At 61.6% G+C, this 20,697-nt stretch carries 26 protein-coding genes; 7 read left to right on the forward strand and 19 right to left on the reverse strand.

The genetic code is table 11. The features are described from left to right. Position 1: 1 nt before the first annotated feature. The 5 genes from C8J44_RS17930 to C8J44_RS17950 form a co-directional block, all read right to left on the reverse strand. On the reverse strand, positions 2–1,090 hold the full coding sequence (locus tag C8J44_RS17930; protein ID WP_121905621.1) for a hypothetical protein: 1,089 nt from the start codon (positions 1,088–1,090) through the stop codon (positions 2–4). Continuing rightward, complete coding sequence (locus C8J44_RS17935) at positions 1,087–3,894, reverse strand: hypothetical protein (RefSeq protein WP_121905622.1); 2,808 nt, start codon at positions 3,892–3,894, stop codon at positions 1,087–1,089. The genes C8J44_RS17930 and C8J44_RS17935 overlap by 4 nt, the downstream gene beginning before the upstream one ends. Before the next feature lie 381 nt (positions 3,895–4,275). Next, entirely contained in the window at positions 4,276–5,379 is a 1,104-nt protein-coding gene (locus C8J44_RS17940) for a hypothetical protein (RefSeq protein ID WP_147453228.1), read from the reverse strand. Positions 5,380–5,400: 21 nt separating this feature from the next. Next, on the reverse strand, positions 5,401–5,661 hold the full coding sequence (locus C8J44_RS17945; RefSeq protein ID WP_121905624.1) for a hypothetical protein: 261 nt from the start codon (positions 5,659–5,661) through the stop codon (positions 5,401–5,403). Between the two features lie 241 nt (positions 5,662–5,902). Then, complete coding sequence (locus tag C8J44_RS17950; RefSeq protein WP_121905625.1) at positions 5,903–7,003, reverse strand: hypothetical protein; 1,101 nt, start codon at positions 7,001–7,003, stop codon at positions 5,903–5,905. Positions 7,004–7,223: 220 nt separating this feature from the next. Here C8J44_RS17950 and C8J44_RS17955 point away from each other — a divergent pair, with 220 nt between their 5' ends. Further along, positions 7,224–7,997 carry a hypothetical protein gene (locus C8J44_RS17955; protein WP_147453229.1) on the forward strand — a complete coding sequence of 258 codons (774 nt, stop codon included), beginning with the start codon at positions 7,224–7,226 and terminating at the stop codon, positions 7,995–7,997. Positions 7,998–8,018: 21 nt separating this feature from the next. Here the strand turns inward: C8J44_RS17955 and C8J44_RS17960 are convergent, their stop codons facing one another. Further along, positions 8,019–9,137, reverse strand: coding sequence for a tyrosine-type recombinase/integrase (locus C8J44_RS17960; RefSeq protein ID WP_121905627.1), 1,119 nt, complete (start codon positions 9,135–9,137; stop codon positions 8,019–8,021). Between the two features lie 277 nt (positions 9,138–9,414). On the opposite strand from C8J44_RS17960, the gene C8J44_RS17965 reads away from it, so the two are divergent. Then, positions 9,415–9,663: a hypothetical protein gene (locus C8J44_RS17965; protein ID WP_121905628.1), complete on the forward strand. Its 249-nt coding sequence runs from the start codon at positions 9,415–9,417 to the stop codon at positions 9,661–9,663. 715 nt (positions 9,664–10,378) lie between these two features. Further along, complete coding sequence (locus C8J44_RS18350; RefSeq protein WP_147453230.1) at positions 10,379–10,573, forward strand: hypothetical protein; 195 nt, start codon at positions 10,379–10,381, stop codon at positions 10,571–10,573. A 228-nt stretch (positions 10,574–10,801) separates the two neighbouring features. On the opposite strand, the gene C8J44_RS17970 is transcribed toward C8J44_RS18350, so the two are convergent. Continuing rightward, positions 10,802–11,227, reverse strand: a complete 426-nt coding sequence (locus C8J44_RS17970) for a MerR family DNA-binding protein (RefSeq protein WP_259466944.1) — start codon at positions 11,225–11,227, stop codon at positions 10,802–10,804. Positions 11,228–11,296: 69 nt separating this feature from the next. On the opposite strand from C8J44_RS17970, the gene C8J44_RS17975 reads away from it, so the two are divergent. From C8J44_RS17975 to C8J44_RS18885, 3 genes are read left to right on the forward strand one after another with little or no spacing between them, the layout of a single operon-like run. Then, entirely contained in the window at positions 11,297–11,671 is a 375-nt protein-coding gene (locus tag C8J44_RS17975) for a mercuric transporter MerT family protein (RefSeq protein ID WP_121905630.1), read from the forward strand. A gap of 8 nt (positions 11,672–11,679) precedes the next feature. Beyond that, on the forward strand, positions 11,680–11,964 hold the full coding sequence (locus tag C8J44_RS17980) for a cation transporter (RefSeq protein ID WP_121905631.1): 285 nt from the start codon (positions 11,680–11,682) through the stop codon (positions 11,962–11,964). Continuing rightward, entirely contained in the window at positions 11,961–12,209 is a 249-nt protein-coding gene (locus C8J44_RS18885; RefSeq protein WP_310886175.1) for a GDCCVxC domain-containing (seleno)protein, read from the forward strand. Before C8J44_RS17980 ends, C8J44_RS18885 begins: the two co-directional genes overlap by 4 nt. Before the next feature lie 294 nt (positions 12,210–12,503). Here the strand turns inward: C8J44_RS18885 and C8J44_RS17990 are convergent, their stop codons facing one another. Then, positions 12,504–12,812, reverse strand: a complete 309-nt coding sequence (locus tag C8J44_RS17990) for a hypothetical protein (RefSeq protein ID WP_121905632.1) — start codon at positions 12,810–12,812, stop codon at positions 12,504–12,506. Positions 12,813–13,333: 521 nt separating this feature from the next. Between C8J44_RS17990 and C8J44_RS17995 the strand changes: the two genes are divergently transcribed. Further along, positions 13,334–13,873: an Abi family protein gene (locus tag C8J44_RS17995; RefSeq protein WP_259466947.1), complete on the forward strand. Its 540-nt coding sequence runs from the start codon at positions 13,334–13,336 to the stop codon at positions 13,871–13,873. Between the two features lie 183 nt (positions 13,874–14,056). Here the strand turns inward: C8J44_RS17995 and arsH are convergent, their stop codons facing one another. The 11 genes from arsH to C8J44_RS18050 all read right to left on the reverse strand — a co-directional run. Continuing rightward, a complete protein-coding gene (arsH, locus tag C8J44_RS18000; RefSeq protein WP_121905634.1) occupies positions 14,057–14,803 on the reverse strand; it encodes an arsenical resistance protein ArsH in 747 nt (248 codons plus the stop codon). After that, positions 14,803–15,126, reverse strand: coding sequence for a YnfA family protein (locus tag C8J44_RS18005; RefSeq protein WP_121905635.1), 324 nt, complete (start codon positions 15,124–15,126; stop codon positions 14,803–14,805). The genes arsH and C8J44_RS18005 overlap by 1 nt, the downstream gene beginning before the upstream one ends. Next, positions 15,123–16,409 carry an arsenic transporter gene (locus C8J44_RS18010; RefSeq protein WP_121905636.1) on the reverse strand — a complete coding sequence of 429 codons (1,287 nt, stop codon included), beginning with the start codon at positions 16,407–16,409 and terminating at the stop codon, positions 15,123–15,125. Before C8J44_RS18010 ends, C8J44_RS18005 begins: the two co-directional genes overlap by 4 nt. Continuing rightward, complete coding sequence (gene arsC / locus C8J44_RS18015; RefSeq protein ID WP_121905637.1) at positions 16,409–16,837, reverse strand: arsenate reductase (glutaredoxin); 429 nt, start codon at positions 16,835–16,837, stop codon at positions 16,409–16,411. Before arsC ends, C8J44_RS18010 begins: the two co-directional genes overlap by 1 nt. Before the next feature lie 11 nt (positions 16,838–16,848). After that, the gene (locus tag C8J44_RS18020) at positions 16,849–17,181 is read right to left on the reverse strand and encodes a helix-turn-helix transcriptional regulator (protein ID WP_121905638.1); all 333 of its coding nucleotides are present in this window, start codon (positions 17,179–17,181) and stop codon (positions 16,849–16,851) included. Between the two features lie 193 nt (positions 17,182–17,374). Then, a complete protein-coding gene (locus tag C8J44_RS18025) occupies positions 17,375–17,725 on the reverse strand; it encodes a DUF3147 family protein (protein WP_121905639.1) in 351 nt (116 codons plus the stop codon). A gap of 32 nt (positions 17,726–17,757) precedes the next feature. After that, positions 17,758–18,675, reverse strand: a complete 918-nt coding sequence (locus C8J44_RS18030) for a cation diffusion facilitator family transporter (protein ID WP_121905640.1) — start codon at positions 18,673–18,675, stop codon at positions 17,758–17,760. Beyond that, complete coding sequence (locus tag C8J44_RS18035; protein ID WP_259466945.1) at positions 18,675–19,112, reverse strand: DUF305 domain-containing protein; 438 nt, start codon at positions 19,110–19,112, stop codon at positions 18,675–18,677. The genes C8J44_RS18030 and C8J44_RS18035 overlap by 1 nt, the downstream gene beginning before the upstream one ends. Then, positions 19,109–19,792 (reverse strand): ZIP family metal transporter, encoded by a 684-nt coding sequence (locus C8J44_RS18040; RefSeq protein WP_121905642.1) that lies wholly within the window; start codon positions 19,790–19,792, stop codon positions 19,109–19,111. The genes C8J44_RS18035 and C8J44_RS18040 overlap by 4 nt, the downstream gene beginning before the upstream one ends. 31 nt (positions 19,793–19,823) lie before the next feature. Continuing rightward, the gene (locus C8J44_RS18045) at positions 19,824–20,204 is read right to left on the reverse strand and encodes a hypothetical protein (protein WP_121905643.1); all 381 of its coding nucleotides are present in this window, start codon (positions 20,202–20,204) and stop codon (positions 19,824–19,826) included. Next, positions 20,201–20,697 (reverse strand): SRPBCC family protein (locus C8J44_RS18050; protein WP_147453231.1); only part of this gene is annotated, 497 nt, incomplete at its 5' end. The genes C8J44_RS18050 and C8J44_RS18045, both read right to left, overlap by 4 nt.

The following is a 20,697-nucleotide window of genomic DNA, read 5'->3' on the forward strand; positions in this document are numbered from 1 at the left end:
GCTAGTGACCCTCCTCATTCGCCGTCCGGTTCAGGTACAGCATATCTTTCAGAAACTTCTCTTCCGTCGCGAGTTCGCCGGCGGCCACGCGAAACGACATCAGGCAGCCATCGGGATCGACCTCGCTCCCGACCACGGCTAGGCGCCGTCGCGCCCACTTCGGGATGGGGGAGAACAAATCGATTGTCGCGCCATGCTCGTCGCTCCGCAATCGGTATCCCTGAGAACGGAGCGCCACGGCGTCGATCGCCATCTGCAGCCGCCAGGCCGCGTCGCAACCGCGAAATCGATCCCCATGCAGCGGAAGGTCCAGGAGCGTGAGCGGAATACCGTCGCGAAGCTGCGCGTAGCCCCAGAGGTCCGATCCGAAGGTTTGCGAGCGTCGAACGACAAAATTGCCGGTCAGCAATCCCGGTAGACCCCAGCGCCTTCTGTAGCTTCGTGTATCGCGTGACCCGTCAAGCACAAGCAGGTCGGGGATCCCGCCGGAGGGCAGGCAGGCGGAGAGCTTGGCATTGTATGAAGCTAGCAGGTCGGTAGCCGGGAGCGTCTTTGGACACTTCATCCAGGCGGCGTTCGACAGTTCCCGCAAACCGAGTTCGCGAAGCGCCGTCGCCAGGTCCTCGCCCGGCAACGGTTCGATATATCGGACACCAAAACGGTTGACGACGCGCGTGCGCATCTCCGTTGGTAGAGGCGTTTGCTCGTCGGCCGATAGGCCGAGAATAAAGGCGCTTCCACTCGGCCTGGCAACGAACGCCGGGGGCGCAGCGACCAGCCAGGTGCTCCGCACCTGCTCGCCGACTAGCGCTACGTCGCTTAACTCGAGCAAGTCGCCGATTGCCACCAATGCCTCGATCGACCGTTCCACCAGTTCCTCGAACGAGTCCTCGTCGACAACCAGTCCGCGATGGCTGTCGATCATGGTGCGGACAAGCGTGCGAGGCGAGCAAGGACAGAGGAAGCCCGCCAACCTCCGGAGGACCGCCGCGAGATAAGATGGCGCAAGCACGCCAGTCTCCTCCCGGTCCATCCCGAAAAGGGAGACAGTCGTTGCGACGACTGTTCCCGGCTCGATCACCTCGATCACGTGCTGCCCCCCGTAGTCCCCTGGTGACCGACATCTGCTCGCCCGAGCAACTGGATGATGCGTGCTCCCGCAGTTAGCGCCTGATGATCCCAAAGGTGGTCTATTATGGCGATGAGCTCGGCTTCCGCCGGCCGCGATTCACCGTCCAAAACTGCCAACAGATCGAGCGCGGGCTTCGACGCTACACCCGGGGCTACGGAGTAGCGATGCGCTAGCGAGGCGAACTCTCGCTGGCGCACGTGGTCCGCAAGGCGTGCGAACTTGCCTGCGTCGCGCGCCAACACCAATGCGAACACTCGCTTCTTCTCAAAGCACTGGAGCAGTGCCTCTACGGCTGCTTCCACCGGCAGGCCCATTCTCAGGCCCCGCTCGGCGTTCGCCCAGTTCGGACCGCACATCACCTCGAAGAAATGCTCTTTGAGGCGCGCCACGACCCGGGCTCGACGTTCCGTTGCCAGGGCGCCGGCCACTCGCGCGTCGGACCAAGAGAAGATCGCGTGTACTATGGCGAGCGCAAGCTCCTTGGAGCGGGGCACTCTCGCGAAATGTGGTTCAACCAACAGCCCCCCGAAACCGTCTACCTTCCTCATTCCAACGACAAGGGAGACACGGTGGTCGCCGAAGCGCGCGACAAACAGGCCGCCTGGCGCCAAGGGCTCGACCCCGGTACCGATCGCCTCGGCGTCGAGGTGCTCCTCCTCCAATGGCTTCGCGAACGAGTGGAACGACACCCGTACCGGAGCGTCACCGTCGTGGTCGTCTATGAGGCGAAGGAGGGTGGTCTTGTTGGTCGCGCGCCATATCCACCGCACCGGGGAGACGTCGCGGTGCAGCGGGATGAGAACGGTCCCCAGTTCCTCGCCGTCGACCAGTATTCTGCCCGAACTTGCCCCGAGGTAGCCCCACGGTTCCTTCTCCCTGCGCTCGAAGGTCTCGAATGCCGTCCGCCACGCGCCTTGCCCCAGGGGAAGGGTCAACTGCCCGACCTGCTCCACTGCAATCCGCCCGCCCGAGCCGTCGAGAAGCTCGACGCATACCGTTACCTGCCGCCCCGCAGGTCCCAAGACACTTACCTGCGCGAGACCTTCCCAGAACTCGTCCAACGTAGGCTCCGCCGGCTCCGAGGTCGCGATGAGGCCCGAATGCCCTATGGAGCCGCTGACCCACGGTGCGGGTGGACGCACAGCCAGTGAGATCACCCCCTCCACTGGCGTGCCCGCCGCGTCCGCAGCCGCATCCTTGGCCACGCTGATCGATAGAACGTGATTGCCGGCGGGCATTGGCTGTAGCCGGACGAAAGTGGGAATCCCGATGGCTTGGGCCGCCACCTTCAGCGCCGGTCCTGCTCCGAGCCGGAGCTCGTATTCGGCAACCGGATGGTCGTGCTGGATCGCGAAGCAGGGACACTCTGTCTCAAGCCACTCGGTGGCACCCTCGCCGTCCCACCCTCTCGCTGCGAGGCCCACGGGCCAGACGCGGATCGTCTGTGCGACCGAAAGTCCCGCCTTCTTGAGTTCCTCCGCGTGCGCCACGGTTAGAGCCGCTGGGATCTCGATACGGATCGCGGCGGCCCCCTTGCAAAGGATCCGCGTTGGGCTCGCGGTCGAAAGAGACGGAAGATCGGCTCGTGCCACGAGGACGTAGGACTGCCCAGGCCGAACCAACCGGCCTAGGACCTCCACGGCGCGTCCGTCCGATCCTGTCCGGAACAGCCAGTACGGCCCCGACGAGATCCGGCCTTCACTGGAAAGGAGATGATCCATGGCCGCATTGGCGGTGGCGAAAGACAGCACCGGGGCGTCCGCAGGTGGCCAGGTATCTAGCACCCGCATCTGCGAACCGTTCAGCAACCAGCCGGGAGGGCGGACGCCTGGCGATCCCGCCACCGAGCATCGGGTGCGTTTCAGGAACTCGCCGAGTTCAGGCGATAGGTCCGCCACGGCGTGGAAACTTGGAAGCTCGACGACAGGCGTCCATTCGTCCGCACCGGTCCGGCGCAGCGACAGCGCTGGCCGAATGGTGGGCCGCCGCAGTTGCGGTGTCGCGTCGGCGCGACGCACCACGGACGCGTCGGCATGCGCCGGGCGCGCCGCGCCGCGCATCCTCGCGACTTCCACTGCCTTGCGCGTGTCGTGCAACCACTGACGGGCGTTCCGCGCCTTCTCGAGATCCCGGACGATCCTGGCCAAAGCCTGCGGCAGGATCGCGCCGTCGGCCTCCGCCGTTCGCTGATCCAGAAGCCCGAGCACGATCCGACCGACCAGTTCCTCCTGCTCAAGGAAGTTGTCGAAGCGCGAGCTTCCGCCACGGGTCATACGGGCCACGTAGCGTCCGACTTCCAACGGTGACTGATCGAGGCGCGAGACCAACTGGTACCGCAAGCCGTAAAGAGCCCGGGCCAATTGGCCCTGAAGGTCCTTCGGCAACAGCGCATGGGTGATCGGCCACGCTATGATCGAGAAAAAATTTGCCCACCGACCCATCGGAAGCAATCCGCAGTACGTCTTGTGAAACTTGCCAAACCACGCGCGCAAACTGGGACGCCATCCACGATCCCACATTGGCATGCGTCGCTCAAACGTGTGCCAATATTCGTCGCCGTCGTAATCGTACCCCTGCTCGGTCGCGTATACGATCCATACCAGCCAATGCTTCGATAGCTGGTAGCCCCCGGTGCCCAGAGCAGCCTTCAAAAACCCGGGGAGCTTAGATAACTCATCGGAATCGAGGCCATGCTCGAACGCAAAAACAGCGAGCGATCGGTCCTTTCGCGCGCTTGCGAGCGTCGCGAAATGGACCTCCAAGCGTGCTTGAAGGGCGTTTAAATTAGCTATCACAAAGAGCGGCACCCATGTTCACTTGAGTGCTGCTACCCCGCTCAGATTTCTCATTCCCACTCCCCCGTAGCAACGCGCCCTTATCAGGCCGCCGTTACCAATGGATGGGCAGCTTACATGAACAAACGGTTCGCGCTACTTGAAAGCCGGAAAAGCGCTGTGACCTCCTAGTTCGAGGATGAGACCTCAAGAACTCGGCGGCCTCAGTTTACATAATGGCACGATTGGCAGGTAGGCGTTGTGAAACAGCCTGCGTGTCGCGTCGCAGGGTTATCCAAGGCTGAATTTCAGCTCGCGCTAACGCAGAGCAGGCATCGACGTTCAAGCGACGATCAATCGTTTCACACTTCAGCTTTTCCTGAGAGACGGAAAAACCGCGCCCCAACCTGCGACAAGGGCTCCGGCAAACATGATAGCGCCAATCCCCCAGTTCATCTTATCCTTATAAAGGACGCCGATTATCGCCGGTGCCGCCGTACCGCTGGCGATCAGGAGAATGCGCAAAAGCAGGCGTGGCCACCAGCCGTTGAAGCGCGCTTCCAGCACGATGTCGCAGCGCGTTTCGCGCGTCTCGGGATGAGCATCGTCGGGGATCGACAAAGCTAGCCGTAGGCCCGCTGCGACCGCATCAAGCTGCTCGTCGGTGGTGAAAGTGAAGCGGTTAAGGTCATAGCGCGAGTCTAGCGCCAGCTCCTTTGCCGTCGTAAAGCGCACGGCCTTTTCGTCGCATCCGATGACCAGCTTTGTCACGCCCTTATCGGTTTGACCACCGGTTGGCGAGTAAGTGTAGATTTCGATATCGTAGCGATAGCCCGACTGGAGCGCGTAGCGGCGGTCGGCGTAGGTAGCACCGCGCCGCCCTCGGTTCCAACGTAGCGGCCGCCAGTCGTCGGCGGTCACCAAGTCGCGCACTGCAAAAAACGCGATCTTCGTGCCTTTGCCAAACCGTTCGAACGCACTGAGAGCGGTCGCCGCCGCCTCAAACGCCCCCATCTCTTGGCTGAGTTTGGCGGCCTGTTGGCTATCGATCGCAGCATCGACTTCGATCACATATTTGCCGAGCGGATAGTTGGGATCCGTGCTCCAGGCGGGGATCAACGCCTGCTCTCGAGCGTCAAGCTTGCCCCGCAGATCATGGTCGGTCAGCGGCTGAAGATAGTCCCCAGCGGTGAGAGTAAGGATGCAGGATGAGCCGACAAGTGCGCTGCGGCGTACCGTAACGGCGCGGCATAGTACCAGAGATACCGTCCGAGCTGATTTGTCCCCGTTTAGGAAAGCGATGATCGCTTTTTGGCTGGCAAGGCTATCTGATTTGGCTCGGGCCAGCAGCGCGGGATCAAAATATTTGAGGTCATAGCGGAACTGAAAATCGCTTCCGCGTGGATGGGCAAGCGCGCGAACGATATCGTCGCCATACCGACGTGCGCTATTCGAGGAGAGCAAAAGTAGCACGCGTTTGAGGCCTTTAAGGCGTCACTTTACGAAATTCGGAGCGCCGTCCTTGACTGTCCATTTCAGATGGATCCACCCCGCGGGAACGTAATGCGAAATACCCTCTGCGTCGAATATTCGGTGGCCGCCGCTTGCGCTGACATTAAGCTTTAGGGGGGAATTAATTCTGATCGCCTGACCGTTCAAGAATTGATACTCACGCCACTGCTCGCTGGAGATATCAGTGAATTCAAGGCCAGACGCATTGTTGAACTCAGATGCGTCGGCAAGCGCGGTGGCCATGGTTTACTCCTATGCAGTCCTCTCATAGCACCATCGCGCATCAATTGAATCCCTTTTCGACCTAGCGGCTCCGGTCCCGCCAAACGCCGAGCTCAAGGCCCTCGATCGGTTCGCGGCGGGGCTTAGGCGGCGATGCAGACGCTTCTCGTCGTCGCATCCAGTCAAACGCTGAGAACGGTCAGTGCCGATCGCGGTGATGATACCCGCCTGCGTCTCGATGGGACAACAGGCGTGACCCTGTCTAATAAAGAAGCCTTAACTCGCTTCGAAACAACTTTCCGATACTCATAACCACCTCGTTCTTATCGCTTTCAAATTCGGCAACACCCAAAACGCCGGGGTCCTGCTTCCGTTCTAAAATACTCTCTTCCAAAAGATAGGCCGAATCGTCTTCTATTAACTCAGGGTTCACCCCTTGCTGCAGTTCAATTCGACGTACAATCTTGTCGTTCAGAATCAGGGGAGCCGGCAACTCAATGACGGACCGTCGTCCGATCAGCGGACCGCGATCACTCGTTAGGTCCTCTGCCCTTGGCCGCTCGGCTAGCTCTACGCGCGCCTCTCGGAAGCGCTCTGCGCGTTCCTCGATCGGTGCAAAGACATAGCGTTCACCTTCAATCCCCCTTGGTCGGCCCTCAGGGAAAGCTGCCAAGTTCGCCGCTTGTGGGAAGCCCGAGGCTCGGAGCATCTGAGCAAGCGTTCCACGCGCGATTGGATCGAAGGCCATCGGGCCGTTTTCCTCACCAACTTCAAGCAGTGGCGGTTCCTCGGGATCAATGATTTTTAGCGAAGACCGCTGCTCTAAGTCGCTAGATATAAAGGTCCCACAGGCCAGCCGTTCTCCTGCGATATTGGCGGGAAAAGAGACCGTTCGTTTTTGCGCGTTTCCGCCGCGGGAGCCTTTACTCAGTGGCAATCCGAGTTGTTCGTCTCGATACGCGGTCGATGTCTGCGTCCCCTTGCACTCCACAACATGGAATCTACCATTGCGGCTGACGCACACGAAATCAGGTGCTTTGCCCGGCCCGCGTTTGGCCGCTTTGCCGGTGTAGGTTCCGCCATACGTCGCCAAATAGCGCTCTATGAAATAACGACCGTCGCAGATGCCGATGAGGCTCATGCGACGGCTCAACCAATGTAGCGGCAATCCCATTCCCACGTCGTCGCTCAGTATCGTTTTCTGATGTGCGTCAAGCTCTGAGAATTCCGGGGTCAAGGTTAGCCGCTCGTCACCCTGCCAAGCGAATATGTATCGAGCGTATGCCCAGAACTCCGCTAGCGATGCACCGGATGCCAGAACAGGTATGGTCAGCCGGCCAATCATCAGCAGCACTTCTGCCATGTCAGCCTCGTAGACCCGCGGAAGAGTCGGAAAGCGTGGCGGGAGCTTATTATTCGGCCACGTCGATGGTACCGTTCCTACAGTGAACTTTTTCGGTAGAATGGCCATAAGCTCACCTTTAAAAAGCGTTCTACGTTCCGCCTGGAGCCACGCTTGACCGGTTGTGTGGTTGATGTCGACATCAGGGCGGGCATTGAGGGCGACCACTGGCGAAATGACTATGAAGAATCTGGTCTTGATGGCCGTCAAAAGCCGCGCGTCGGTCGCTCGTCGACGCGCGGCTTTGCGTGGTCCAGTCCGCGGGTTGGGGGCGTTTGCCCTTGGACTGCTGTCGCCAACGTGGGGCCTCGCTGAGTTGGTCAAGCGACAGTTGGATGATGACTGGGCAACCGTCTTCATCCGTCTCATGAACGGCGTCTACCTAACATTTGCGATGACGCTGATGCTGGTTATTCTGTTGTGGCCGTTGGGCCTGTCCGATTTACAGTCGACAGATTGGAACGGGCGTTTCCTCCTCCTCGCATGGTATCCATTCTCACGCTGCACAGAGGTGTTCGTTGCTTTTCTAAGAGATGCGACCCACAAATTGGATCCAGCTAGGCGGAGTCGAAGTCTGCTAAGTTGGAGAGGTCGGGTCGCACTTGCGCTTCGGAGTTACCTGGAGCTCGTGATAGACTTTGCCATTATCTACGCCCTTGTGCCAAGTTCTGGGTGGCAATGCGGCTACGCCGTAAAAAAAGTCACCGACGTTATTTCATATAGTGCTACAACAATCACGACAAGCGGCGGCGGCGGCTATACTGCGACCGACTGGAGGTTGCAGGCGCTAACTGGTTATGAGGTCGCCTGTGGAGTGATTCTGCTGGTAGTCTGCTTTACGATCTACGTTGGGCACGCGCTCGCAGAATTTCCCGCTAAACCATCGATTGGGGATCCACCTACAGGTGGCGCGGGTGAGACCGTCCCCCAAGCTCCGTCGCTTGCAGGCGACTGACCGGCAAAGTTGGCCGTCGGTCTATAAAAATCCTTCGCCGGCATGCTCCCGAAACCGTTCATGATCCCGCACATATTCCGCCACCATCTCCAGCGAGGAATGTCGGCTGTGCTCCTTCATCTTGAACAAATTGGCATTCTGGCGACCGGCTTCGGTTAAGAAGCCAGCGCGGAGCGAGTGGCCTGAAAACAGCTCAGGCGCGTAGCCCGCGGTGACCGCAGCCGCCTTTACCACCAAAGCCACGCCTTGGGCGCTCATCGGCTTGTCGGTTAGCCGGCCCTGTGGAGTCAGTTTGCGGAACACCGGCCCGCTTGTGATGCCTGCCTGCCCCAGCCAGGCGCGGTAATGCCTCACCGGCTCGAGCCTGCGGCCGTCGGGGATAGCGACGGTGTGGCCCTTGCCCTCCTGGTCGGTTTTCGAGGTCGCGATGCGGATCAGCAGCCCGCGGCTGTCCTCGCTGACGCGCCCGACCGTGATCGCCACGAGCTCGGAACGCCGGAACGCGCCCGCCATCCCGATCGCGAGAAGTGCACGGTCGCGGTAGCTGCGCAGATCCTCCCCGACGATCGCGCGCACCATATCGCGCAGCACGTCGCCGTCGGCGGGTCGTTTCTTGCCGGGCATTTCGCCACGCTTGTCCTTGCGGATGCCGCGCATAGCGCGCTCGAGGCGGGATGCGTCGGGCTGCGAAGTCGGCGGTTCGACGTCAGCGGCCCGGTGTGCGAACACGATTGCAGCGAGCCGCCGGCCGATCGTTGCGCGGCCGAGCGCCACCGGTTCCTTGCGCGGTAGCACCGTGCCGCGCTTCGTTCGGCGAGGTTCCTGGGGACTGAACCCGCTCTCGGCGAGCAATGTCAGGAACGCGGCGACCGTCGCCGGCGTCGCGGGAAGCGGGCGATAGCCGCTCTCCTGGCACCACGCGCAAAACAGTCGCCAGTCCGACTTGTAGGCGCGCAGAGTCGCGTCGGCAGACGCCCGGCTGACATAGTCTTCGACGCGCTCGCGATCTTGGGGGGCGAGTTGCGGGAGATAGGGTTCAAGCGACTGGACCTGATCAACGACGACCAGCGCGTCAGCCACGATTGCGTCTAAGTCCGCGCGGTCGACGCGAGCCGCATCATTGATGTCATCATCGGCCAAGCCGACCTCCTGCGCCGCTCGTTCATCTAACCGGCCGGCGTGTGAGACCGCTCGGAATCTGGAAAACGGGCTAACCGATCACCGGAACCTGCGCCAGCATGTAATTAGCGGGAATCAGCGTTATTGCTAATTACAACGGCGTGGTAGGTGACGTGGAGAGCCTAACCCGGAGAATGAGTTTTGCGACACGGTGCGCCGCAAACGCCGACGCGTTCCTTTTTCGAACTGCATCCGTCGTATAGGTTCAAGGACACCCTCAAGCGTAGGCGGATCCACAATGGGCAATGTCGAGCTAACAGAGATGCAAAGGCAGATCCGCTCCATGAAGTTTGAACGCGGCACGCCGGATCAAATCGCACTTTGGCGCGACGATCTGGCCGAAGCGCGCGCGAACCTCGTCATCGAGGGGCTTGCACCGACATCAGATGATGATGAGATGTTCGCAATGATGCTTGAAGAGGGCGTTCCACCACGATTGATGCCAACCCTTATACTTCAGCTTTACCGGCAGGACGGTCGCGGCTGAAATCTTGCGTTATCGGACGCAAGAATGAAGTCAGCTTTGGTTAAACCTTCTAGGCGTCTACAACGGGCGACTGAGTTGCATTTACTTAACGCCCATTTCTATCCAACTCGCCTGCGATCGCTGTCAGACCGCTGCTTCTGCCCGTGACTGCCATTTGGCGCCTTTTGGCGGTTACGTTCAAGGCCGGCTGATCGCGCCGCTAAATAAGTCCGTCGTGTCGCGCACTGCTCGATCAAGAAGCCAAGATCGCGTGCGTAAAGGATAGAGGGGCGCTGACATACGTGCTCGTTCTGGCGGCGCGATATAGCCTTATTCGCGATGCTGGTCAGTCACGAATGGTCGTCGAAAGCACGAACTCGCGGCCTTTCGCCTGACCATCCTTGAGTTGCATCTCGCGTATGAGCTTCCCGATTCGTGCTTTTGACGACCGATCACGACGGCGGCTCCGTCAGCACAACGTTGCCGCCCGCGCGGATGTGCGACGTCGCGCAAAGATTGTTGAGGGATCGCTACAGCCCAGACGATAGCTCAGATCTGCGAGTACCACTGGGGAAGCGGACAGGTCCACTAAGCCGCCGCAGGTATGGCGTATCTAGATGCTGTAAGGAAAAAAGCGTGTCTGCCGCGCCGGTGCCGATAAATTGAAATTGGGGTAGAGGAGGTGTGCCACGTGGCACACCTATCTTCCGCGGGAGCGAGAAGGGATATTCGAGCTATGGCAAAGGCGCAGCTTACCTCAACCAGCACTTCGGTTCGTGACCCGAAAACGGGTCGTTTTCAGATGGTTCGCGGCGTTGGTGCGCTCAACGGCCGCCTTATAATTGAAAAGGGCGTCGATCTTACCAAACCGATCGCGTCCCAGGTGATGAAGGGCGGCAGACCCCGCAAGAATGCATCTCCGAACCTGTAGAGACGCCTCGTCGAGAATAAGTCACACGCTTGCCGGCCTGGCGATAATGCCAAACGAACGCGCGGTCGGAATAATCAATTAGCAGTCGGGGCCTGCGCTTTACGCCGCTCCGTGCCGGCGCCCCGGATCTCGGATTGGTTGCCGCCTTCGCTGGTGACGATCGCTAGGCTGATGCGGGCTGCCCTGGCCGGGCGGGCGTAAGGCACGGCTTGGCATTATCAGAACAGGTCATTGACCCTCCGGTCCGGCCTGTAACGCCTCAAGGATAGGGCAGCCCAAACCGCCCCCGCCGTGCTCACACCGCGCAGAGATCGCGACCAACGTCTTCTCCAATCGCGCCAGGTCGCGCAGCTTGGCGCGCACGTCGGCTAGGTGACGCTGAGTGAGCGCATTGGCTTCGCCGCAGGCCTCGGATCCAGATCCGCCTAGACTGAGAAGCCCTCGCAGTTCGTCAATCGAGAAGCCGAGTTGACGACCGCGTAGTATAAACGCGAGTTGCGCCTCGTCGTCGGCCGAATAGAGGCGGTGCCCAGACTCTGTTCGATCCGGCGCGTTGAGCAGGCCGATTTTCTCGTAATGACGCACCGTCTCGATGTTGCATCTGAACCGCCGGGCAACGTCCCCGCGCTTCCTGGACCGTCCTGCAACCGCCATCGAAATACCTCTTGAACCTGTAGTTACTACAGACCCTATAATCTCTTCATACGAGAATCGGAACCTAGAATGGATCGACCTTCAGTACCCGGCAGCCCCGGTGATCGCCGTGCCGGCTGGCTCGCCGCAGGCGGCATCGCAGGCGCGCTGCTTGCGTCGTCCTGCTGCCTGCTTCCTCTCATTCTCGTCCTGATCGGCGTCAGCGGTGCGTGGATCGGCAATCTTGCTGTGCTCGAGCCCTACACCCCGCTGTTCGCGGTCGTGACGTTGGGGCTGATCGCAGTCGGTCTGTGGCACTCCTTTCATGCGCCGCCAACCAGATGCGCCGAAGGGGCCTGCGCCAGCACCCGTCGCCGGACGCTCACCCGGACAGTGCTCTGGCTTGGTGCCGTGCTGGTCATTCTCGCGCTTACCACCCGTTGGTGGGCACCCTTCTTCTACTAGGAATCTCAATGAATCGACATCTCGTGCTCACGCTCGCTGCGTTCTGCCTGCCCTCAGCGGCCGTCGCCGCCCCTGAACGCAGCGCCATGTTTGCGGTCAGCAATCTCACATGCCCGACCTGCCCGATCGCGGTGAAGGCGGCGATGGGACGCGTACCCGGCGTCAGCCACGTTACCGTGGACTTCTCGACCAAGGTCGCGACAGTGAATTACGACCCGGCGCGCGCGACGCCTGCAGGGATCGCGGCGGCCGCGACCAAGGTCGGCTATCCCGCACGGATTGCGACCCGATGAGCCGGGGGGCTTACGCGACGGCGATCGAACCAAGATCGACGATTACCTGTCCGAAGTGCGGACACGTCGAAACCGAGACGATGCCGACCAATGCGTGCCAATTTTTCTACGATTGCAAGGGTTGTGCCGCGGTGCTCCGGCCGAACGCTGGTGATTGCTGCGTCTACTGCTCGTTCGCCGACGTCCCATGCCCGCCCATTCAGGAAGCGCGGCTGACCGGGGGCGCGGCGAGTTGCTGCGGCTAGAGTTGCGGAAATGCAATCATCAAGCGCCGGGAATTAGCAGCCGCTGAGTGGCACTCCTTGAGAGCAGATAAACCAAGGGCCGCCCGTTTCGGGCAGCCCCGGCCTGTTAGTACCCTCTCGGGAAACGGACACGCCCGATAAGCGACCGCAGGTTCAATTTATTATATAGGGGCAGCGGAGAAGAACAAGCTCGATACCTGCCTTACGGCCCAAGGGTCCGGCGAGACTGATCGCGAGGGCCTTTGTGCTTCTTTTAGGTCTCGCGAACTTGGTGGATCGCTTTGATCGCCGGTGTCAACCCACCGCCTTGAAGGCACCATTGACGAAGCTGCCTCGCTCGACCTTACCGTTGAGCTTGCGGATCATCACGTCGGGATTGTCGCTGTCGAGCGAATAGAGCGGCACGTCCTTCTTGGCGTAAAGTCGGACACCGGCTTTTGCCAAACGTCCCGTTACCCGCTCGAGCGCTTGCGTGCTGACCTTCACGTTGTGCTGGACCACCGCCTTGGAAGGCGCGGGTGCAGTCACCGTCACGCTTCCGAAGCGGGTCTTGCGCCTTGTTACCTTGCGATTGCCGAGCTTAATGATCGCATCGGTCGCCATATCATACCCTCCCGCGGTTAGGTTAAATCATCATCTCAAGATAACGCCTGTGGCCTTTCTCGCTACAGCAGGTCGCTTGATCGACGTCGGTATCAAAGCACTTTCCCACAATCGCCGCCGAATGGCACCCAGCAGACGTTGCAGGTGTGCCACGTGGCACACACTCTCCTCGGTCACGCCTCTCTGGCGATACGCCGCACGTTCATCAATGCGACCAAATGGCCGATCAGCAGCGCATCTTCGGGGCGCGATGTTCAAGGCGGTTCCGGCAACGTTGAGTTGAAGGAGTGCGGACATTCCCGGGGGAAGCTGCATAACTGCCTCCCTGACCGGCTTTCGAATCTTATTTGAACCCTCATGCACCGCCGCCTATATCGGACGCAACATGGCCGTCCCCTCTGTTGCCGCTGGCATCAAGGGGCGGCCTTCTCCGTATCTGGGCCGGATGCTTGCGCCCTGTACGACGCCCTGTCTTTAGTTTCGCCGATCAGTTCGCGCTTCTCAAGCCGCGCGGCTTGGTCGTGCCGATCTGGACGGCAGTCGAGGCATGGGATTTTGGCACCTTGTCCTGGTTGCTCAAGATGGCGCATGCCAACGATCGTGCCGCCATCGCTAAACGCTACGGCCTTCTTCCCAACACGCTGGTGAGCTGGATCAAGACGCTGGCGTTCGTGCGCAACATCAGCGCGCATCATGCCCGTCTGTGGAACGCAGGCATCATCAATCAGCCGTTGGTGCCCAAGCCGTTCGAGGCACCGCAGCTCGTACATATTGGTAGCGATCTGGAGCGGCGCACGCGTGTCTGTGGTGCCGCGGCCGTAGCCAGCTACTTCGTCGTGCGGATCAATCCCGGGACATCCTGGCCGTCCCGCATGAAAGCACACTGGCAAGCCTTTCCGGCGATGCCGTTCGGAAGTCCAATCCAAGGCGATTTCTTGGCCGGCTGGGACGCAGAAGCGATCTGGGCCCGATCCAAGGGGTTTGCGGCACGACTCTGCCGGAGCCGGCTTTATCGGCACATTTCTGCCAACCGAGCCACCGTGCCGGCGTCTCAGCCCTGACGGGTTACGATCCTCCCGTGAGGTGTGCCACGTGGCACACCTATGGCCCCGCGCCCATGCGCGGCACTGAGCCCGTCAACCGCCGCAGCCCTCCCCCGGAGGCCCGCCAGCGCAGGGACCACCAAGTGGCTGCTCGCCGAGCGTCGTCAGCATTCACGTCGACTAGCGCTAAAATCTGTCAGGCTATCCTTGGCGGGCGGTCGCAATGCTCGACAGATCCGTCGCCGTGTCGATCGGCACGCCAGCTTCCTTCCGTTCCGAGTAGCGATCGACGAGCTGGACCGCATGAGGGCGCAGCAGCACCGTGAACCGCACCAGTTCCTCCATTACGTCGACAATCCGGTCATAGTAGCTGGACGGCTTCATACGCCCGGCATCGTCGAACTCGTTGAACGCCTTGGCGACGCTCGACTGGTTCGGGATCGTGACCATCCGCATCCAGCGGCCCAGCACCCGCAGCGTGTTGACGCTGTTGAACGACTGCGATCCCGCCGACACCTGCATGACCGCCAGCGTGCGCCCCTGCGTCGGGCGCATCCCGCCCATCGACAGCGGCAGATGATCGATTTGCAGCTTCATGATGCCGGTAATCTGGCCGTGCCGTTCGGGGCTGCACCACACCTGACCTTCCGACCACAGCGACAGTTCACGCAGCTCGTGGACGGCCGGATGGTCGTCGCCGGTGACCTGATCGGGCAACGGCAACGCCGAGGGATCGTAAATGCGCGTTTCGCATCCGAAGAATTGCAGCAGTCGAGACGCTTCCTCGACACACAGCCGCGAGAATGACCGCTCGCGCAAGGAACCGTAGAGAAGAAGAATCCGTGGCGGTGGATCACCAGCGCCGAAGCCAAGAGCAGGCCGATCGATCGCGTAGCGCCGATCAAGCGCGGGCAGATGGTCGGGGTCGGAGAGTGTTCGTACAGGCATCAGGCAGTTCGTGGTCCCAAGAGGATGATGCAGGTGCCGATCAGACAGAGCGCCGCTCCGCCGACATCCCAGCGATCGGGCCGCACGCCCTCGACAGTCCAGAGCCAGGCAAGCGATGCGCAGATGTAAATGCCGCCGTAAGCGGCATACGCCCGTCCTGCGGCATCGCTGTCCACGCGGGTCAGGAGCCATGCGAACAGGATCAGTGAGATGACGCCGGGAGCAAGCCACAAGGGCGACTTTCCCATGCGAAGCCATGCCCAGAAGGCAAAGCACCCGCCGATCTCGGCAAGCGCCGCGCCGATGTAGATCAGGGCTGTCATCCGATCGTGATCCTCAATGCCAAGGCGGCAAGCGTGACCAGCAGCACCGGCACGGTGAGCGTCACGCCGACCCGGAAGTAATAGCCCCACCCGATCCGCACGCCTTTCTGGCCGAGGACGTGAAGCCATAACAGCGTCGCGAGCGAGCCGATCGGCGTGAGCTTGGGACCGAGATCGCAGCCGATGACGTTGGCATAGATCATCGCTTCCTTCACCGCGCCCGTGGTATGAGCCGCGTCGATCGACAGTGCGCCCACCAGCACGGTCGGCATGTTGTTCATCACCGACGACAGGACGGCCGCGATCACGCCGGTTCCGAACGCGGCGCCCCACACGCCTCCCTGAGCGGTGCGATCGAGCAGCGCGGCCAGATGGTCGGTCAGGCCCGCGTTCCGCAAGCCGTAGACGACCAGGTACATGCCGAGAGAGAAGATCACGACCTGCCACGGCGCGCCGCGCAGCACCTTGCCGGTCTGGATCACATGGCCCCGCCCCGCGATCACCAGCAGGAGGATCGCGCCGGCAGCGGCGACGGCGCTGACCGGCACGCCGAGGGGTTCGAGCAGGAAGAACCCTGCGAGCAACAACGCCAACACGATCCATCCGGCGCGGAAAGTCGCGACGTCGCGGATCGCTTCGCGGGGCGCACGCAGCGCGCCCACGTCATAGTCTTCCGGTAAGTCGCGCCGGAAGAACAGCAGCAGCGCGCCGAGCGTGGCGACGATCGACACCAGATCGACCGGCACCATCACGGACGCATATGTGCCGAACCCGATTTTGAAGAAGTCGGCCGACACGATGTTGACGAGATTCGACACGACCAGCGGCAGGCTGGCCGTGTCGGCAATGAACCCGGCCGCCATGACGAACGCGAGCGTCGCCTTGTCCTTGAAACCTAGTGCCCGCAGCATGGCGATGACGATCGGCGTCAGGATCAGCGCCGCGCCATCGTTGGCGAACAGCGCGGACACCGCCGCGCCGAGCAGCACGATCAGGACGAACAGCCGGCGACCATGTCCCCTGCCCCAGCGGGCGACGTGCAGCGCCGCCCATTCGAAGAAACCGGCTTCATCGAGCAGCAGGCTTATGACGATGATAGCGACGAACGCGGCTGTCGCGTTCCAGACGATGCCCCAAACGACGGGGACGTCGGACAACGTGACGACGCCCGCGAGCAGCGCCACGACGGCTCCGCCCATCGCGCTCCACCCGATCCCGAGGCCTTTGGGTTGCCAGATGACGAGCGCAATCGTGGTAACGAAGATCAGGCCGGCAAGAAGCATCAGGCGACGCGCTGACCCGAGGCATCGACCACCTGTTGTCCGTCTTCCTTCGCGAACGCGCCGAGCTGATCGTCCGGCAGCAGATCAAGCACGGCTTCGGACGGCCGGCAGAGCTTCACGCCGAGCGGCGAAACGACCAGCGGTCGGTTGATGAGGTCCGGATGCGCCATCATCGCGTCCACCAACGCATCGTTGGACAGTGACGTGTCGCTTAGGCCCAACTCCGCATAGGGTGTCCCCTTCTCGCGCAGCAGATCGCGAGGCCTCATGCTGGCGCGGTCGATCAGCTCGACCAGCAGCGCGCGCGAGGGCGGGGTTTTAAGGTACTCTACGACATGCGGCTCAATGCCGGCATTGCGGATCAGGCCGAGCGTGTTGCGCGACGTGCCGCATTCGGGGTTGTGATAGATGACAATATCGACGGCCATGGCGCGTCCTTTCAGCAGCAGGGGGTGAGTTCGGCGATCAGCGGGGCGCACAGCTCCGCATTCCCGGCGCAGCAATCCTTGACGAGGAACAGCGTCAGCGCGCGCAGGCCGTCCAGATCGGCACGATAGATGATCGAGCGGCTATGTCGTTCGGATCGCACCAGTCCGCCGCGGGCCAGAATACCGAGGTGTGCTGACATGGTGTTTTGCGGCACGTCGAGCTGGCGGGCGATTTCGCCCGCCGCTAGGCCATCCGGTTCGTGCCGCACCAACAGGCGAAACACGTCGAGCCGCGTTCCTTGTGCGAGCGCACCTAGTGCTGAAATTGCCGAGTCATTTTCCATATATCCAGATTAACAGATATCTGAATTAAATCCATTTTTGTTCTTGGCCTTATGCTCAACAAGCAGCTGCGTTTGGATGTACGTCCGTCGTCCAGGATCGCGTCGACGGTGTCGATCACACGCCGTGCCGACCATGAAGTAACAAAGATGCGGGGCGGATCGTCCCGCAAACCGGCATGCGGCGACAATGACGTTAGAGGCGCACACCGAGGCGCGGCGCGATAAAAACTAGCCCAAGATAAAGCAGCATTGTCAGCAGGCATCCTGCGCTAAGCGACAGCCAAAACGGCACATGGCGATCAAGCAACGCCGGGATCAGCAGAAACATCGGCAGCGACGGTAACACGAACCAGAACGTCGCGCCGGCGTGTGAGGCCATCAAAGCCCGATCTTGCGTGTCGCGCCACAACCATATCATGCCCAGCACCGAGACGAGCGGCAACGATGCAACCAACGCGCCGATGCCGGGACTTCGCTTGGCGATTTCCGACACGGCCGCGATGATCGCACCGGAGATCAGTGCCTTGATGACGACATAGAGCATCCGCCGGTTGTGACTTCTAATCGTCTCGCTGACTAGCGGTGAAGGTGTTGATCGTCCTCGCACGCTTGCGAAGGCGCTTCGGTCTGGATCGTCGAATGTTCGATCCCGAACCTTTCATCGAGCGTCGTCGTGACCGCAACCCTGACGCCATCGGGATCAACACCCTCGCCGAGCGTCACGTGCGCGGTGCAGTTGATCTCGTCGGTAGCCATCGACCAGACGTGCAGGTCGTGAACGCCAGCAACACCCGGAATGGCGGCGATCGCAGACCGGATTTCCGGCAGCTTCAGCCCGCCAGGCACGCCTTCCAACAACACGTTGATCGTGCCCTTGAGTAGCACCCAGGTTCGCGGCAGCACCCAAAGCCCGATGCCGACGGCGATGATAGGATCGACCCAGGTCCAGCCCGTAAACCGGATCGCAAGCGCGCCCAGGATCACGCCGACCGAGCCGATCATGTCGGCCCAGACCTCCAAATACGCCCCCTTGACGTTGAAACTCTCGTCCTTGCCAGCGGTCAGCAGCCGCATCGAGGCGAAGTTTACGATCAGGCCGATGACCGCGACGATCAACATGCCGGTCGACTGGATCGCTTGCGGCTCGCGGAAGCGCTGGATCGCTTCGTAGAGGATATACATGGCGACGACGAACAGCAGCATCGCGTTGAAGGTCGCGGCGAGGATCTCCAATCGCTTGTAACCGAACGTCCGCTTGTCGTCGGCAGCCTTCTTGCCAAGATGGATCGCCATCAACGCGATAACGAGACCGGCGACATCGGTCATCATGTGCGCCGCGTCGGACAGCAGCGCGAGACTGTTGAACACAAAGGCGCCGACCACTTCCGCAACCAAATAGGTCGCGGTAAGCGCTAGCGCCCATCTGAGCATCTTCGCGTTGGCACCGGCCGTATGGTCGTGGCTATGTCCGGCTTCGCCGTGGTCGTGGGCCATTATCGGGCTTCCTTCTTCGCGGCCTGCCGCTCGGCGAGCCATGTCTGCATTGTCTGGATTTCGGCTTGCTGCGTCCGGATCACCTCCTGCGCCATCGCACGGATCTTCGGATCAGTTCCGTTGGCTATCTCGGCGCGCGCCATTTTCACCGTACCTTGATAATGCGGGATCATCCCGCGCAGGAAGTCGGCATCGGGATCGCCGGTCGACTGCATCGCCATCCCGGCCTGTCCGTGGGCAGCGTTCGATCCGTGGATGGCATCGGTCGCACCCGCTTCGTTCGATGCGAACTGCCCTGCTGGTTTGCCGCCGGAACATGCGGACAGGGCAACCATGGCGGCCAGAAGCGCGCACCGCGCCGTGACGATCGACATTCTCTTCTCCTGACGGGGTTTGTTGCAGCGCCTATGGACGACGCCCACGATAAGGCCGGTCACATCGCGATCTCTTCGATCAGCAGCAGCGCGAGGAAGCCGACGAAAAACATGGCGCTGATGAGTGGTGAGTCCGGCTTCTCGTGCGCCTCGACCAGCAGCTCTTCGGTGACGAGGTAGAGCAGCGCCATGAGGCCGAAGCTCAGGAAACCGGTGATCCACGCCGGTGACAGGAGCGCCACCGGTTGCGCGACGAGCGCGCCGACCGGCATCAGCAGTGCCAGTGCGCAAGTCAGGCTGATCGCCTTAATCTTGCGATACCGGGACGTCAGGTCGTTGGTCAGCGTCAGGGCCAGGAACAGCACTTCGAGCGTCAATGCGACCGCCAGCAGGGTGCCCGCCTTCTCGCCGGCAATGAAAGCGAGGCCGAGGACCAGGCCATCGATCGCCAGATCAAGCCCGATCGCGGCGAGCAGCGCCACGGGGCCTTCAAATCGGCTTTCCGCCGCCTTGAGGCCGAGCATCACCGCGACACCGATCGCGCCGCCGATTAGCGTCGCGGTTGGCGATCCGCCGTGCATCACCAGCGGCAGGATCTCGGTCGCTGCCGCGGCGAACACCACGCCAGCCGCGAGATGCTGCATCGCCGCTACCAGCTTCTCGCCAGGCGTGCGCCAACCCGCAATGAGCGCGCCGATAATGATCGCCACCATAGGGATCAGGGAGAACTTGAGCGCTGCCATCGTCAGCGCTCCCAGCCATAGAGCGTTGCCATCATGACGCGTTTTCCTTCGTGCAGAGGATCGGGCGCTTGCCCGGTGCCTCGATCTTGATCTGATTGCCGGCGAAGGTGGCGCTTTCCACGTCGCCGACATATTGGAGGCCCTGCATCGGCGCGGTCAGGACGGTCGGCGCCGCGCGCGCGTCGCGCCGGAACTCGACCGTGAGGCCCTGATCCTTGTAATCAACGATGAGCGTCTGATCGTCGTCGCATCGGTAGAGATGGCGGCCAGGCGCCCCACTCGCCACGCCGCTGTCGCCGGCGTGAATTTCCTGCTCGGTTGGCGGCCCCTTCTGGGGTTGCTCGGAACAGGCGGCGAGCGCCAGCGCGAGACAGACACCGGCACGGCCAAATCCGGTTCGAAAGGGTATCATCTGTGCCCCCGGGTTTTCCGACCGCCATGACGTGGCGACGCAGGACGCGGCTTCACACCGGGTTGCACTGCCAACCGCCGCAATTGGCGGTCCAGACACAGATCGGACTGCACGAGTCCGGCCTGTAGTTTCCGGCGCAGCAGCGCTGTCCACATCCCGCTAAGGAAGCCGTGAAAGCACAAGCTATGTCGCAAGCGGGTGCCGACAGGATCGCGCTCCAGCTCATAAATTTCTTCGAACTGCAGAAGCTTCGCCACCCCCGCGGTCCAGGCGAACGCGACCGGCTTTTCGACACGGGTGATGTCGGCCGCCGTCGTTACAGGCTTCCCAAGCCCTCCGATGAGGAAGCTGTACGTTGCCTCGCCACCCTCGACCGCTTCACCCGCGAGTTGGGTGAACGGCTTCCATTGCGAATGCGCGGCGAAGTCCGTGAGGACCGACCACACGCGCAGCGGAGATGCCGTCAGAATCACGACATTCTCGATCGCGGCGC

The sequence above is a fragment of the Sphingomonas sp. PP-CE-3A-406 genome (genome assembly GCF_003688625.1).
In the GTDB taxonomy this organism is placed as follows: Bacteria; Pseudomonadota; Alphaproteobacteria; order Sphingomonadales; family Sphingomonadaceae; genus Sphingomonas.